Raw genomic sequence first — 14,187 nt, 5'->3', positions numbered from 1 at the left:
GGTCAGCCCTCCTCATCATTCTGGAAAGAGGGGCTATAAGGGTCGGGTTTGGGAGGCATACCAACCGGCCCCAGAGGATAGGGAGCCCCTTCTTGATTGATCCAGTCCATAAAGTCCGCTCGGGCACCGGGAAAGCCCATCATCTTCCAGCCGCCCATAGCGTAGTTGCCACCATAAGCAGGGTCGGAGAAGGCACCTTCCAATGTGTTGGTACGTAGCTGCTCGAAGAAGGTAGCACCGGGAATCTCATTGAAAGAGAGCTTATTGTCTTCCAGGGTATGCAGTACATCATCCTGCCATTCTGGGGAGAGGGCGGCAAAGATGGCGTGATAGGTCATGAGGCAATAGGTGTTGATGGGTGTGATGGCCCCACGATACAGGTCCTGCGGGCTGTAAGGCAGCTGATAGCCCAGTTCGGGTGGACCATTTACGAAAGGGGCCTTCATGTACCAGAGGTCGCCATGACCGTAGGGTGTGGTCATCTGCCGGTCGATGAAGCGGGGCACACCAAGAGCCTGTGCTCCCGGCCCGTTTTCATCCTGCGGAAGGATGCGCTCGCAGGCATGGCAGAGAAAGAGATATTCTTCTGGATTAAAGAAGATAGGCTTGTAATGGGCCGGGTTATCATCTGGTGTGCTGGGTTGCTGCCCTGTGCTTTTTTCATCCGCTCTGGCCGCATGGCTGAGTAGGGGAACGCTGGAAAGGGAAGCGGCCCCCCCCATGAAGCCACGTCGGGACAGCGGGGCAAAAACACCGCGGGGGGGAAGAGGAGAAGATGATGTCATCGCACAGCGCAGCCCGGTTCAAGAAAGTAAAGAAACATCCAGCAGAGGGGCAGAATGGGAAAAAAGACAGCAGAAAACAAGTTAAGCCGCTGTCATCCCCGCTACTGAATGTCTTTTTTCTGCGTTCCGCTTTCTGTTCCCTTTATTGGGGTAGTGTGAGAACACCCGGCGGAGGGGAGTGAAGTCGACCTGTTGAGGGTGCTTGCCCCATTTCCGCCGTAGCAGGTTGTTGCCAGCCTTTGATGGCGGCGTTTGCGGAAGTGGTGGCATGGCTGGCAGCCTGTCCAGCTGTTGCAGTGGCCCCGCTCACAGCAGTACCGGCCGAGGACTGAGGTGCCGTTGCGTTGGGGGCAGAGAGGTCCGTGCTGCCCAGGTCTTGGCTCTGAATGGTTGTGGCATCCAGAGGGGTGCCTGTTGCATCGGTCAACCAGGAAGCAAGATGACTACGCACCTGATACTCCAGCTCGACATTCATGTCGTCCATCAGCTGGGTATTGAGTGTATGGAGGTTATGCTCCAGCCCGAGGTCGCTAGGGGCATCAATCGTGCGCTGAACATGGGCCGTGATGAAGCCATGATGATTATGGGCTGTATCATTAAGGTTCAGCTTGACCGTGTAGCTTCCGCTGAGCGCATGGTGCGGAGCTTTGGTCATTTCTGCTTTGGTGATAGTGAGGCTAGCCGTACCGGATGACCCCATGGCGTGCAGACGCTGATGAGCCATCAGGGTGAGTGTATCGGCAGGGTTTGTCGGACTTTTGGAGGAAATATCATCACTGTCCGGCTGGGCTTGATTGCCAACATTAACCTGACTGACATTCAGGTTAAGAGGGGGCAGATAGCTGTAATCCGGTGTGGGGAAGGTTTCCTCGCTGGGATTGCTGGAGGCACAGCCAGCCAGTAGAGCTAGCCCGCAGAATAGCCCCAGAGTGGAGAAAGAGGGACGCAGCCGCATGCGGCTGGTCAGATGCGGTCTTCTGGCACTATGGTTTGTCATGGTTTTCATGTCCGGCGCCTGGTTTCTTTTCGTGATTCTGCGGGGTGAGCTGCTCCCGGTCCGGCAGGCCTGCCTTCCGGCCTGCCTCTAGGATAGAGGACTGCACCCAGAGTTTAGAAGAAAATGGAAAAGATGTCCGGCTTTGTCCAGCCTCTTCGTGTTCTTCACAGGAGGAGGCGGAAGAAACTGTCGTAATTTCTTCCCACAAGGCGGAGGCCCGCCCTACGCCATAATCTTCCAGCCGGAAGGGGCGGGCATGTTTCAGTTCCTCAATGCAATGAGGATGATTGATGAACCATGCGAGGAGGAAGATGGGTACGAGCGGCGTTAATGCTCCATCCCCTATCAGGAGTTGCTCTTGCGGATGATAAAAGAGCGGAGCAGGCGTTGCCTGAGTTTCGCTTTTTTCTGTCAGAGTAGGCCAGAAGAGATAGAAAGTCTGTCCGTTTCTTTCATCGCTGAAGCGGCAGGCCACCCCCTTCTCTGTCGGCATGGTCAGTTCGGCCCGTACGATACGGCCACTGAAAGGCGAACAAGTCAGCGTATGGGGGCCGGCAGGGCGGGTCTCTAGCAGAGCCTTAATAAGTTTGGGGGAAAAGGGGGGTGAATTATCCTCAGTCTCCTCGCCTTCAGGCGGTGTGTCATCCTGTTCGAGCAGAACAGAAGGAGGCAGGAGGCGCAGTTCCGTACAGACGGTGCGGAACCAGAGGCCGATCAGCTGGAGGCAGGCCGCATGCGGAAGGCGGGCCAGCGGAGCCAGAGCGTCATGTGGGAAGTGGGCCTCTTCTGGTAGAGGGGTAACCTTACCCAGCAAGGTTGTGCTGAGTTGTTGGAGGCCCGGAGTGATGGCCTCCATGACCCGGCCGCCCCAATGGGCATCCAGTGCTAGAGCGTGGCAGGCAAGGAGGTTATCATCCGGGGAAAGCCACCAGCAGACATCCTGCTCTGTCTGTCTATGGCGGAGAATGAGGACATCCAACCCCGCAGGCGCCCAGTGTCGCCCGATGACATGCCAGCCGGGATAGAGCTGCCGGAGTGGCTTTCCATCCCGCCGGAGAGATGCTGGCAACTCTGCTGTCATGATGCGCCAGCGTCACCTTTTTCTGCACTATCGGGCAGATTGTCCCTGTTGAAGGTGAAGGCGGTGTTGCAGAAGTGACATTCCATAGAGATCACACCATCCTGCGCCATATGGTCGAGATCATCCTTATTGAAGCGCTCCAACACACCTTGAAGCCGAGCCCGACTACACCGGCAGCCGAAGGAAAGCGGCCGGGCCGGGGCCAATTCTACCCCCAAAGTGCCGAATAGGCGGTTAATGAGCGTAGTGGGTGCAAGGCCTGGGTCGAATAGCTCGTCCGCTGTGAGGGTCTGCCCAAAGGTGCAGGCTGTTTCCCACAGGTCCTGAATGGTGGCGTCGGAGGGTTTATGGTCATCATTGCCCGCAATGGGGGTGCTGTCTGGTAGACGCTCCAGTACCAGAGCACCAGCCTGCCATCCTGCTTCTGTATGGCGGGAAAAGAGGTGGATGGCGCAGTCGTGTTGCTCGCTAGTTTGGAAGTAATGCTCGGCCATGCTGGCCAGATTAGGGCCTTCCAGCCCGACAATACCTTGATAGCGGTCCGTATCCGGCCCTTGATCTACCGTGAAGGCCATATACCCCTTGCCCAGTAGCCCGGAGGCGTCATTGGGGAGGGGAAGCGTATAGTCTTCAGCCATGCGAGCCGTAAAACGCAGTTCGCCCGTATCCGTGCAGTCGGCCAGAAACAGGGAGACAGGCCCATCTCCCTTGACCTGAAGGGAGAAGGAGCCCTTGAATTTGAGTGCCGTTGCCATTGCCGCTACGAGGGCAAGGGCCTGCCCACCAAGAAGGCGCACCGGCTCCGGCAGCTCATCATGGCGGGAGAGAATGGCACCGGCAAGCGGGCCAAGTGTGATGAGCCGTCCCCGTACTGGCACATGGCCGAGATGGAACGGTGTGATGGCATGGGCGACCGTGAGGTCGGGTACATCATGCGGGCGATGGGAGGTGGTGGTCTCTGTCACCGGGGTGATCATCCTCTCTGTCGGGCCTGCCTTGATGCCTCATCCCGCTGGAGGAGGCATCAGGAGGAAGGGTTAACCCTGATAGGCTGAAAGGTCATCCTTTTCCATGCACCAGAGCAGGAGCCCCTTCTGGGCGTGCAGGCGGTTTTCTGCTTCATCAAACACAACGGAAGCCGGGCTTTCGAACACGGCTTCGCTAACTTCCTCCCCTATATGGGCAGGCAGGCAGTGCATGAACAGGGCCTGCGGAGACGCCAGCGCCATGAGGGCTTCATCCACATGGTAGGGGCGGAAAATTTTGAGGCGTTTTTCCGCATCCTTGTCCCCCATGCTGACCCATGTATCGGTGATGACAGCATCCGCACCTTCTGCGGCTTCCTTGGGGTCGTGTGTCAGCTGGATGTCACCGCCATTCTCCCGAGCCCAGTTCACGGCGGTTTCGGAGGGGGTGAACTCCCCTTCCGGTGTGGCCAGATGTAGGGAGAAGCCCAAACGAGCCGCTGCTTCGATCATGGAGGTGGCAACATTGTTACCATCGCCGATCCATGCGAGCTTTTTGCCGGTAATCGGGCCACGATGTTCCTCAAAGGTGAGGATATCGGCCAGAATTTGCACAGGGTGGGAGATAGGCGTCAGCCCATTGATGACGGGCACGCTACTCCAGCGGGCTAGTTCCCGTAGGTTGGCATCCGTACCGGTACGCAGCGTGATAACATCCAGAAAGCGAGAAAGGACGCGGGCTGTATCGGCAATGGTTTCACCACGACCCAGCTGCATTTCGGAAGGGGACAGGACATTAACGGTCCCGCCCAGCTGTTTCATTCCGACTTCGAAAGAGACACGGGTGCGGGTGGAGGGGCGGGACATCATCAGCCCCAATGCACGGCCTGCCAGCGGCAGACCAGGGCAGAGCGGGTGCTTACGGCCCTGCTGGAGCATCTTAACCCGTGCGGCGAGTGTGAGGATATGCCGTAAGGTCTCTGTGGAGTGATCCTTGATGTCCAGAAAGTGACGGGGCGATGAGGCCTTGGTGGTGCTCACGCAGGTGTCTCCTTACTTGTTGGCAAGGGCGTGAGCGGCACGCCCGATGCGGGTGGAGGCTTCCTGACAGTCAGCCTCGGTTGCGATGAGGGGGGGAACCAGACGCAGCACATTGTCCCCTGCGCCGATGGCCAGCAGGCCCTCGGCCATGACAGCTTCTAGCACCTCCCCGACAGGGATGCGGCAGCGTAGCCCCCGCATCAGCCCGATCCCACGGGCTTCTTCAAAGATGGTTGGGTAGTTCGTCACGCATGTCTGGAGCATAGCCCCGAAAGCCTCACCCGTTTTGCGGACGTGGTCCAGAAAACCGGGGGCCAGAATTTCTTTCAGCACGGCCAGCCCGGCGGAGCAGGCCAGTGGATTGCCACCATAGGTAGTACCATGTGTGCCGGGTGTGAGGTGCTTAGCCAGCGTCTCCCGGGCAAGTACGGCCCCAAGCGGGAAGCCGCCCCCAATACCCTTGGCGGAGGATACGACATCCGGCGTAATTCCTGCCTGCTCGAAGGCAAAGAGTGTACCGGTGCGGCCCATGCCGCTTTGTACTTCATCAATGCCTAGATAGAGCCCTTTTTCATCGCACAGAGTACGTAGATCACGCAGGAAGGCAGGGTCTGCGACCCGGATGCCACTTTCCCCCTGTACGGGCTCAAGCAGGATACCGGCTGTCTGATCCGTCACAGCGGCCCGGACGGCATCAATATCATTGAAAGGCACATGGTCGAACCCGTCTACCGGTGTGCCGAAGCCTTCCAGATAGGCCGGGTTGCCGGTGGCGGAGATGGTGGCCAGTGTCCGGCCATGAAAGGCGTTGTTGAAGCAGATAATCCGTGTGCGCTCGGGGTGGCCGTTCTTATACTGTGCCCGCCGGATCAGCTTGATGAGCCCTTCATTGGCTTCCGCACCTGAATTGCAGAAGAGGACGGAATCCGCAAAGCTGTTAGCGACCAGAATATCCGCCAGAGCTTTAGCCTGCGGTACCTGATAGAGATTGGAGACGTGGATGACCTTCTTCGCCTGTTCGGTAATGGCCTTTACAAGGGCTGGGTGGCTGTGCCCAAGGGAAGAAACAGCAATACCGGCACCGAAATCCAGATAACGTCGCCCATCCGTGCCGGTAAGCCAGAGTCCTTCGCCATGCTCAAAGGCGAGGTCAAAGCGTTTATAGTTCGGCATGATGGAGGCGATCATTGTGGACGCGTTCCTAGTCTAAAAACTGACGATATGCAGCTTACGTTCCGTTTCATGGTGTTTCCCCATGCTTTCAACGGAAAACACCCCTGTCTGGACTTTCAGATCAGGGGGAAACTGCCGGACTATACTGCTTGCAGAAAGTAAAATCGTCAAACCCTGTTTTTATAGGGAAGCAATGAGGGAGCCTTCATGACATGGCTTGTGGTTCGCCCGGTGGGGATCAGTCCGCCAGACGGTGATAGACGAGGTTTCGTGCAAGCCAGCAGCTGATGCGCACCTGATGGATGTGCTTGTTCCGGCGTTCAAAGTGCAATGTCCAGTCACCGGGTGGTGTGTGGTCGAGGGCACGGGGGCAGGGGAAGGTCCACAGGTCTGGCCCTAGGGAGGTCAGCCGTTCCATCCGCCCCGTGCCGAGAAAGCCGGAGAACCCCCCATGCAGTAATCCGCCCTGACTGGTGATAACGAAGCGGGATTTGTCTAGCTCATCACATTCATAGGTTCCTACAAGTTCTGCCGGGTCGGGTTGGGGGGTGGCAGGATAGGGGCGGAGCAGAACGTGGCGGTTCTCTCCCGGTCGCACCATGATGATGTGAGGGCCGGAGGGGCCATGCGCATTGGCCTGCATGTGTTCACCCTGAATGTGACGGATACGGACACTTCCGGCCTCGGCAAGCTGGGGGGTGATGATGTCCAGCGTTTCAGGCAGCATGAGGTAGTGGAGTTGGAGCTTGTCGTCTCCTGCTGCCGTGATACGGGCAGAGAGGCCGGTTTCCTCATCCAGCCAGAGGCCTTCTAGTGCATGCGGTTGGTTGGTAGGCTGCGGCTTGCTGGCCGGCTTTTCTTCTTCTCCAAGAAAGGCCCGGAACAGGCTTGCCGCTGCTTGTTGGGCTGGCGACATGTGGTTGAAGAGGACGATGACCGAAAGGCGCAGCGCAGCGCAATGTAGCCTATGGGACCGCCAGCCCCTTAGAGCCCCACCATGAGCGGTAATCTCATGTCCAGCGATCTTCCCATGCTGTAGCCCAAAGCCGTAGGGGGCTTTGTGTCCGTTATCGAACTGCACGGGGCGGCTCATGCGGTTATAGAGGCCATCGGGATCATCACGCTGCTGGTCGATGAATTGCTCCCAAGAGATCATATCATCTAGTGAAGCGGCCATTCCGGCATCGCCTGTCCAGTAGATGTGATTCCGGGCGGGCCAGTAGCCTCCTTCTTGCGTGCCTTCGTAGCCAGTTGTGCCATCGGGTAGGGCACTGGTTTCCGCAGCAAGGATGGCTCGCTTCATGTCGGTTTTATCGAAAACATGTTGCTGGAGCAGTTCTGCAAAGCTCAGTCCGCTTTCATCTTCCATCGCTTCGGAAATGAGGCGGAAATTCTGATTAACGTAGGAATAGGACGTGCCGGGGATAAACTGTAGAGAGTGTGTTCCAGCAATGACACGTTCGGAATCTGTTGGGCTGAATGTGCCTTCAATAGCAGCCCCGTGCAGCATAGCAACGGCCCAGTAATCCCGTAGGCCGGATTGGTTATGTGCCAGTTGCGTAACGGTCGGCGGGTCGGAGCGCAGATGAGGTAGGCGTTTCCGAATATAAGGAGCGAGGATTTCGGGGTCTGTGTAGCGGTCCAGCATGGTTGCACAGGTGAACTGCTTGGTAATGGAGCAGATGCGAAACAGGCTGGAGGATGTAAAAGGTAGGCGACGTTCCAGAGAGGCATAGCCCCAGCAATGTTGGGCGATGACCTTCCCCTCGTGCAGGACTGCCACAGCTCCGCCGGGACCGGGGTAACGATCTGCCACGGCGTACATTTCGGCCTGTATGCGCCCGTTTCTGGGCCGGCTGGAGCGTTGTGCGTGCATGGGAACTCACTGGCAGGTAAGATGACAGGAACCTGTTACCAGTGATGAAGATTTTGCACGGGCAGGGCAAGAGTAAGTTATGGACTGAATCGCATGGATGCTATCCCACCCTCACCGGATTATCAGAGTTTGAAAGAGGCAGCTCTGGCTCATCTAGCCCGGTTTGCCACTACTCGGCAGAGCCTGCGGCAGATGTTGCAGCGGCGTGTTCGCCGTTGGGGCGTCCGGGCTGTCAGGGCAGGTATGTTTGCCGAGGAGGTCGCTACGCATGAGCAAGCCTGCCAACCTCTGATCGAGCAGATTGCCGAAGAGATGGAGCGTCTCGGTGCTGTGGATGATGCAGCTTTCTCCCGGTCTAGGTCCCGTAATCTGGCTCGTTCCGGGCGGTCCCGCCGAGCTGTGCAGGCGCATCTTCAGGGGAAGGGGGTTGATGGCGAGACGGTCCGGCAGGCCATGGATGAGAGTCTGGGGGAAGCTGGGGAGGAGCAGGCCCGTCAGGCTGAGTTAGCCGCTGCCGTTATTCTGGCCCGCAAAAGAGCTATCGGGCCTTTTCATAGGCCCGATAGGCCGGAGAAAGAGCGCATGAAAGTACTGGCCATCTTTGCCCGCAATGGTTTCTCGCAGGATATTGCGATGAAAGCCCTTGAGATGGAGCGGGAAGACGCAGAGGATCTGATTATTGAGTTCCGGTCTCTGTGATGTAGGAGGGGTTGGCCGGGATTTACCATTGATGCATTTAGCTATGGTATAGCTCGGCACGATGGATGAGGCAGAAAGAGCAGGGCCGTTGTGATCGCAGCAAGGCACGTAACGAAAGAGGTAACGGCAGGCCATTTCAGATGGTGGCAGGTTGTATGCTTCGTATTCTGCCTCACTCTTGGGGCGTGCAGCTCGGTTGGGTCGTATCATGGGCCGGTGCAGTGTGCGCCTTATGCACGACAGGTCAGTGGAATTAATCTGCGGGGGCGGGCCGCTAGCTGGTGGTGGGAGGCAAGAGGCCATTATCAGCGCAGCCATAGGCCGCAGCCGGGGAGTGTGCTGGTTTTCCGGTCGAGTTCCCGTATCCCGGACGGGCACGTCTCGGTCGTACGGCGCATCCGCACAAGGCGGCAGATTGAAGTGGACCAAGCCAACTGGGTTGGTGGGCGGATTGAGCATGGCGTGCCAGTAGAGGATATCTCTCCACGGGGGGATTGGTCATCTGTCCGGGTCTGGTGGGCTCCTGCCGGAAGTATGGGCAGGCGTGCGTATCTGACCTATGGTTTTATTTTGCCAATGCGTTAGGATGCTTCCGAGATGAAAAGGGGCATGGCCTGAGGGGTTGCACAATCTACACACCCCTGCCACATGAAGAACGCCTCAACCTTATCAGGGAGTATGGTCCTATGGGCAGCATGAGTCCGATTCACTGGATAATTCTTGCCGTTATTGTGCTGGTGCTGTTCGGTGGTGGCGGCAAGATCAGCAGCTTGATGGGTGATTTTGCCAAGGGGATCAAATCCTTCAAGAAGGGTATGGCTGAAGATGACCGGGATGGTGCCGCTCCAAAGCCGGAAGATGAGCGTCTTTCCCCTCCGCAAGCGCAGCAGACCAGCCAGCAGCCGGGTACGACAGCGCATCAGCAGCAGGATGTTCGCATGGCTGATGATGAGAGTCGTCACACTCACTGACCCGCATAGGATGGCCTTTGCTGTACATGACGATTTGATAATGTCGCTATGACTTTCTGCACAGACTGGCGGGCCGTGCCCCGTTCCTATTGGGGGGCGGCTGTCGCTCTGGGAAATTTTGATGGTGTGCATCGTGGCCATGCCCATTTACTCCAGAGCCTGAAGATGGCCCGTCCCGGCTGCCGGTTGGGCGTGTTGACCTTCGAGCCGCATCCCCGTTCCCTCTTCCGGCCACAGGACCCGCCTTTCCGTCTCATGCGGCCGGAGGTGCGTGCCGCTGCTCTTAAGGAGCAGGGCGTAAGCTGCATCGTACAGGCAGATTTTGATGATGCTTTCTCCCATCTCGGGGCTGAGGCGTTCGTGCGGGATGTGCTGATAGAGGGGCTGCATGTGGCGCATGTGGCCTGTGGGGCGGACTTCGCTTTCGGGCATCGGCGGGAAGGCGATGTTGCTTTTCTGGAGCAGCTTCTGGTCGAGCATGGCGTTGGTGTCAGCATTGTTCCGCAGCTGGCGGATGTCGCTGGGCCCGTTTCCTCCAGTCGGATACGTCGCCTTCTTCAGGAAGGGTATCCAGAAAAAGCGGCGGAGCTTCTGGGGCGTAATTGGGCTATTACGGGAGAGGTCGTCAAAGGGGATCAGCGGGGGCGGCTTCTGGGCTTCCCTACGGCAAATATTGCTCTGGGTGAGCATCTGGAGCCAGCCAGAGGCGTTTACGCCGTGCGGGTACAGATGCCGGATGGTAGGTTAGTTCCCGGTGTAGCCAATCTTGGCCGCCGCCCAACCATTAATGATGGGCGGGAAAGTCGGCTGGAGGCGCATCTGTTCGACCTGGATGAAGACTTGTACGGTCAGATACTGGGTGTAGAGCTGGTCGCGCTGCTGCGGGATGAAAAACGCTTTGCCTCCCTTGATGAGCTGAAGGCCCAGATCGCCGCTGATGCGGCACAGGCGAAGCAGGTGCTTGGCAAGACAGGGGGTTGACCGGGACGGTGCCCTCTCTCCATAAGTACAGGTATTTTTATTCCGTACTGAGAGCTGGCGCACCTATCCCATGTCTGAGCCTGTAGAAAAGACCGATACCGTTTTCCGTGAGCAGCAGGAGCGTTACCGGGAGACGGTCTTCCTGCCTAAAACGTCTTTCCCTATGCGGGGTAACTTGCCCAAGCGGGAGCCGGACATGCTGGCCCATTGGGCGGAGATAGGGCTGGATAGCCAGATAGCAGACGCTGGGCGCAAAGCGGATTCCATCTTTACGCTGCATGATGGCCCACCCTATGCCAACGGGCATATCCATATCGGCCATGCGCTCAATAAGGTGATGAAGGACGTCATCAATCGTGCCCAGCGCATGAATGGGGCACAGGTGCGCTACATGCCGGGCTGGGATTGCCACGGTTTGCCGATCGAATGGAAGGTTGAAGAAGAATACCGCAAGAAGGGCAAGGACAAGGACGCCGTGCCGGTTCTTCAGTTCCGTGCAGAATGTCGGGACTATGCCGCAAAATGGGTAGAGGCCCAGCGGGAGGACTTCAAGCGTCTGGGGATTCAGGCGGAGTGGGATAATCGTTATGTGACGATGGATTTCTCCTCCGAGGCACAGATTGCTGAGGAAATCGGCAAATTCCTACTTAATGGCCGCCTTTATCGTGGGCTGCGGCCTGTTATGTGGAGCCCGGTTGAAAAAACCGCTCTGGCCGAGGCCGAAGTCGAATATCACGACATCACATCAACAACCCTGTTTGTGGCCTTCCCGAATGTGAAAGACCCGACAGAGGGGCAGCTTCTTTCTGGTGCATCGGCAGTGATCTGGACCACGACCCCGTGGACGATCCCCGTCAACCGTGCACTCGCCGCTGGAGCGGACATCACTTACAATGTCATCCGTGTTACGGCTGTAAACGAAGATAGCCTTGTACCGGTTGGTGCCAAGCTCATCATTGCCGAGGACCGTCTGGCGGACTTCCTGACTGGGGCTGGCATCAGCGGGCATGAGGTTCTGCACACTCTCCCCGGCAGCGCATTGGAAGGGGCCGTGTTCGCCCATCCGTTGCGAGGGCGTGGGTTTGATTATGACGTGCCGCTGCTGCTTGGTGAGTTCGTTACGACTGATGCTGGTACCGGGTTGGTGCATATGGCCCCTGCGCATGGGCATGACGACTTTATGCTGTGTCGTGCCCACGGTGTGGAAGTGACAGAAGAGGTCTGCGATAACGGAACCTATGTTGAGTGGATGCCAGAACTAGGGGGCATTCATGTCTTCAAGGCTACGCAGCCCGTCTGTGACCTGCTGACGCAGACACGGGAACAGGCCCAGCAGGAGAAAGCCCCGGCCCGTGGTTTGATGGCCCGTGCTGAGATTGTTCATTCTTACCCGCATTCATGGCGTTCCAAAAAGCCGGTGATTTTCCGGGCTACGCCGCAGTGGTTCATAGCTATGGAACCTCGTGAAGGGGATGAGGGCGGCCCCGGTCTGCGTGAGCGTGCTTTGAAAGCCCTTGACGATATTAGCTTCGTACCGGCTAGCTCCCGCCGCCGCCTGACGAGCATGATCGAGCAGCGGCCGGACTGGTGCATTTCCCGTCAGCGGTCTTGGGGTGTGCCGATTGCTGTGTTCGTGGAGAAACGTACCGGGACGGTCCTGCGGGATGCGGATGTCATGGCCCGCATCGTGCAGAGCTTCCGGGAGCGTGGGGCGGATGCTTGGTATGACACGGACCCTGCCGTCTATCTTGGTGAAGGCCGCAATCCGGAAGATTATGAGCAGGTTTTCGATATTGTCGATGTCTGGTTCGAGAGTGGATGCAGTCATCGCTTTGTCCTGCATCAGGACGGTGTGAACTACCCGGCTGATTTGTATCTGGAAGGGTCCGACCAGCATCGTGGGTGGTTCCAGTCTTCCCTGTTGGAGAGCGTGGGGGCAGAAGGTGCGGCGTCTTACAAGGCGGTCGTGACCAATGGCTTCGTGCTGGATGGGCAGGGGCGCAAGATGTCCAAGTCTCTCGGCAACACCATCGTGCCCGATGATGTGACGAAGACATTGGGTGCGGATGTGCTGCGCCTGTGGGTTCTGAACTCCGATACGAATGAAGATCTGCGGATCAGTAAGGAGATCCTCAAACAGCAGGGCGAACTCTATCGCCGTGTGCGGAATACGCTGCGCTGGCTGCTGGGGGCGTTGGAGGGCTTTACGGAGGCCGAGGCCCTGCCGCTGGGCTGGGATGATGTATCCGCTCCGGTGGATGTCGTGCTGGACAAGCTGGTCCCGGATGAGGCCGCCTGTGCTTTGCGCCATAAGGCAACGTTGAAGGCCCGTAAGGCTCTGCCGCTGCTGGAGCAGTATATTCTTCACCGCCTGTACGAGCTGTATCAGCGTGTGCAGGAGGCTGTGCAGACCCATCAGTGGAATGGCGTTTACCCGCTGCTGCATAATTTCTGTAATAACGAACTGTCGGCTTTCTATTTCGATATCCGCAAGGATGTTATCTATTGCGACCCGACAGACTCCCATACACGCCGTGCGGCCCGGACAGTGTTGGATGTACTGCACCGTGCCCTGACGACATGGTTAGCTCCGGCTCTGGTCTTCACGGCGGAAGAATCATGGCAGGCTCGTTTTGGTCAGGAAGGTAGCGTTCATCTGGAGCGTTTCTTCGTGCCGGAAGACGGCTGGTACGACCCTGAACTGGCTGAACGCTGGGAGAGCCTGCGCCAGATCCGCCGTCGTGTTACCACGGCTCTGGAAGGTGCACGTCGTGAAGGGATGATCGGTTCCTCGCTGGAAGCACAGGTAAAACTACCTCTGACAGCAGAAGAGCAGGTGGTGTCCGAAGGTGTGGACTGGGCAGAGCTCAGCCTTGCGTCTGAGGTTCATGTTCAGGAAGGGCAGGCTGAGGATGAGGTGAAGGTCAGCCGTGCGGATGGGCAGAAATGTGCTCGTTGCTGGCGTGTCCTGCCGGATGTTGGGCAGAATGAGGATCATAGCCATCTCTGCCTGCGCTGTTTCGATGCGGTAAGTGCATGAAGCCGACTGAGACCGGAGGTACAGGGGGCGGTGCCTCCTTCCCCGCTGTACCATCTTCGCCACGGTGGCGGTTGATCGGGTTGATAACGGCTCTGGTCGTTCTGGTAGTAGATCAGGCGAGCAAGGCGTGGATTCTCTATTGGCTGGAGCTGCCAGCACGGGGCAGCGTGGCCGTGATGCCCTTCCTCAACTTTACGATGGTGTGGAATCATGCCGTTACGTTTGGCATGTTTGGTGGGCATGGGCGTTGGCTGTTCATCATCATTTCCTCGCTGGCGGTGCTGGGGTTGTTGGTTGTTCTGCTGCGGTCCCGCCGTCGGCTGGTCAGTCTGGCCTGTGGGGGGATCATTGGGGGTGCCATCGGCAATGTGATTGACCGCCTCCAGTATAAAGCGGTGGTGGACTTCTTGCATTTTCATGTCGGGGATTGGTCCTGGTACGTCTTCAATATTGCAGATTCTGCTATTGTTTGTGGTGTTGGGCTGTGGCTGTTGGACTCCTTTTTGGTAGAGCGGCGTAGCCAACATGGATAAAGCGACAAGCAGCTTGCTCATTGCCGGTAGGCTCTATAGGATTGG

13 protein-coding genes are annotated in these 14,187 nt (G+C 57.8%); 6 read left to right on the top strand and 7 right to left on the bottom strand.

Annotation, left to right across the window (positions count from 1 at the left end; translation table 11 throughout):
* Positions 1-2: 2 nt before the first annotated feature.
* The 7 genes from CPA57_RS07280 to CPA57_RS07250 form a co-directional block, all read right to left on the bottom strand.
* The gene (locus CPA57_RS07280) at positions 3-785 is read right to left on the bottom strand and encodes a gluconate 2-dehydrogenase subunit 3 family protein (RefSeq protein WP_182082164.1); all 783 of its coding nucleotides are present in this window, start codon (positions 783-785) and stop codon (positions 3-5) included.
* 142 nt (positions 786-927) lie between these two features.
* Positions 928-1,782, bottom strand: coding sequence for a hypothetical protein (locus CPA57_RS07275; protein WP_182082163.1), 855 nt, complete (start codon positions 1,780-1,782; stop codon positions 928-930).
* Positions 1,769-2,863: a hypothetical protein gene (locus CPA57_RS07270; protein ID WP_182082162.1), complete on the bottom strand. Its 1,095-nt coding sequence runs from the start codon at positions 2,861-2,863 to the stop codon at positions 1,769-1,771. Before CPA57_RS07270 ends, CPA57_RS07275 begins: the two co-directional genes overlap by 14 nt.
* Positions 2,860-3,840: an Hsp33 family molecular chaperone HslO gene (gene hslO / locus CPA57_RS07265; RefSeq protein ID WP_182082161.1), complete on the bottom strand. Its 981-nt coding sequence runs from the start codon at positions 3,838-3,840 to the stop codon at positions 2,860-2,862. Before hslO ends, CPA57_RS07270 begins: the two co-directional genes overlap by 4 nt.
* Positions 3,841-3,900: 60 nt before the next feature.
* Positions 3,901-4,869, bottom strand: a complete 969-nt coding sequence (gene argF / locus CPA57_RS07260) for an ornithine carbamoyltransferase (protein ID WP_182082160.1) — start codon at positions 4,867-4,869, stop codon at positions 3,901-3,903.
* 12 nt (positions 4,870-4,881) lie between these two features.
* Complete coding sequence (locus CPA57_RS07255) at positions 4,882-6,057, bottom strand: aspartate aminotransferase family protein (RefSeq protein WP_182082159.1); 1,176 nt, start codon at positions 6,055-6,057, stop codon at positions 4,882-4,884.
* A gap of 223 nt (positions 6,058-6,280) precedes the next feature.
* A complete protein-coding gene (locus tag CPA57_RS07250; protein WP_182082158.1) occupies positions 6,281-7,918 on the bottom strand; it encodes a D-aminopeptidase in 1,638 nt (545 codons plus the stop codon).
* Between the two features lie 93 nt (positions 7,919-8,011).
* On the opposite strand from CPA57_RS07250, the gene CPA57_RS07245 reads away from it, so the two are divergent.
* The 6 genes from CPA57_RS07245 (at position 8,012) to lspA (ending at position 14,142) form a co-directional block, all read left to right on the top strand.
* Positions 8,012-8,617, top strand: coding sequence for a regulatory protein RecX (locus tag CPA57_RS07245; protein WP_182082157.1), 606 nt, complete (start codon positions 8,012-8,014; stop codon positions 8,615-8,617).
* A gap of 90 nt (positions 8,618-8,707) precedes the next feature.
* On the top strand, positions 8,708-9,202 hold the full coding sequence (locus tag CPA57_RS07240; protein WP_326831366.1) for a CHAP domain-containing protein: 495 nt from the start codon (positions 8,708-8,710) through the stop codon (positions 9,200-9,202).
* A gap of 101 nt (positions 9,203-9,303) precedes the next feature.
* Entirely contained in the window at positions 9,304-9,588 is a 285-nt protein-coding gene (locus CPA57_RS07235) for a twin-arginine translocase TatA/TatE family subunit (protein WP_182082156.1), read from the top strand.
* 48 nt (positions 9,589-9,636) lie between these two features.
* Positions 9,637-10,569 carry a bifunctional riboflavin kinase/FAD synthetase gene (locus CPA57_RS07230; RefSeq protein ID WP_182082155.1) on the top strand — a complete coding sequence of 311 codons (933 nt, stop codon included), beginning with the start codon at positions 9,637-9,639 and terminating at the stop codon, positions 10,567-10,569.
* Positions 10,570-10,639: 70 nt separating this feature from the next.
* A complete protein-coding gene (ileS, locus tag CPA57_RS07225; protein ID WP_182082154.1) occupies positions 10,640-13,609 on the top strand; it encodes an isoleucine--tRNA ligase in 2,970 nt (989 codons plus the stop codon).
* Positions 13,606-14,142 carry a signal peptidase II gene (lspA, locus tag CPA57_RS07220; protein ID WP_182082153.1) on the top strand — a complete coding sequence of 179 codons (537 nt, stop codon included), beginning with the start codon at positions 13,606-13,608 and terminating at the stop codon, positions 14,140-14,142. Before ileS ends, lspA begins: the two co-directional genes overlap by 4 nt.
* Positions 14,143-14,187: the final 45 nt, after the last annotated feature.

It is taken from the genome of Bombella favorum (genome assembly GCF_014048475.1).
GTDB classification, from domain to species: domain Bacteria; phylum Pseudomonadota; class Alphaproteobacteria; order Acetobacterales; family Acetobacteraceae; genus Bombella; species Bombella favorum.
This window is presented reverse-complemented; position numbering and strand designations above follow the sequence as displayed.

Bases quoted from the DNA above. Each gene is read 5' to 3' on its own strand.
- ileS (WP_182082154.1), top strand. From the start codon at position 10,640: ATGTCTGAGCCTGTAGAAAAGACCGATACCGTTTTCCGTGAGCAGCAG.
- lspA (WP_182082153.1), top strand. From the start codon at position 13,606: ATGAAGCCGACTGAGACCGGAGGTACAGGGGGCGGTGCCTCCTTCCCC.
- CPA57_RS07250 (WP_182082158.1), bottom strand. From the start codon at position 7,918: ATGCACGCACAACGCTCCAGCCGGCCCAGAAACGGGCGCATACAGGCC.
- CPA57_RS07275 (WP_182082163.1), bottom strand. From the start codon at position 1,782: ATGACAAACCATAGTGCCAGAAGACCGCATCTGACCAGCCGCATGCGG.
- hslO (WP_182082161.1), bottom strand. From the start codon at position 3,840: ATGATCACCCCGGTGACAGAGACCACCACCTCCCATCGCCCGCATGAT.
- CPA57_RS07245 (WP_182082157.1), top strand. From the start codon at position 8,012: ATGGATGCTATCCCACCCTCACCGGATTATCAGAGTTTGAAAGAGGCA.
- CPA57_RS07270 (WP_182082162.1), bottom strand. From the start codon at position 2,863: ATGACAGCAGAGTTGCCAGCATCTCTCCGGCGGGATGGAAAGCCACTC.
- CPA57_RS07280 (WP_182082164.1), bottom strand. From the start codon at position 785: ATGACATCATCTTCTCCTCTTCCCCCCCGCGGTGTTTTTGCCCCGCTG.
- CPA57_RS07235 (WP_182082156.1), top strand. From the start codon at position 9,304: ATGGGCAGCATGAGTCCGATTCACTGGATAATTCTTGCCGTTATTGTG.
- CPA57_RS07255 (WP_182082159.1), bottom strand. From the start codon at position 6,057: ATGATCGCCTCCATCATGCCGAACTATAAACGCTTTGACCTCGCCTTT.
- CPA57_RS07230 (WP_182082155.1), top strand. From the start codon at position 9,637: ATGACTTTCTGCACAGACTGGCGGGCCGTGCCCCGTTCCTATTGGGGG.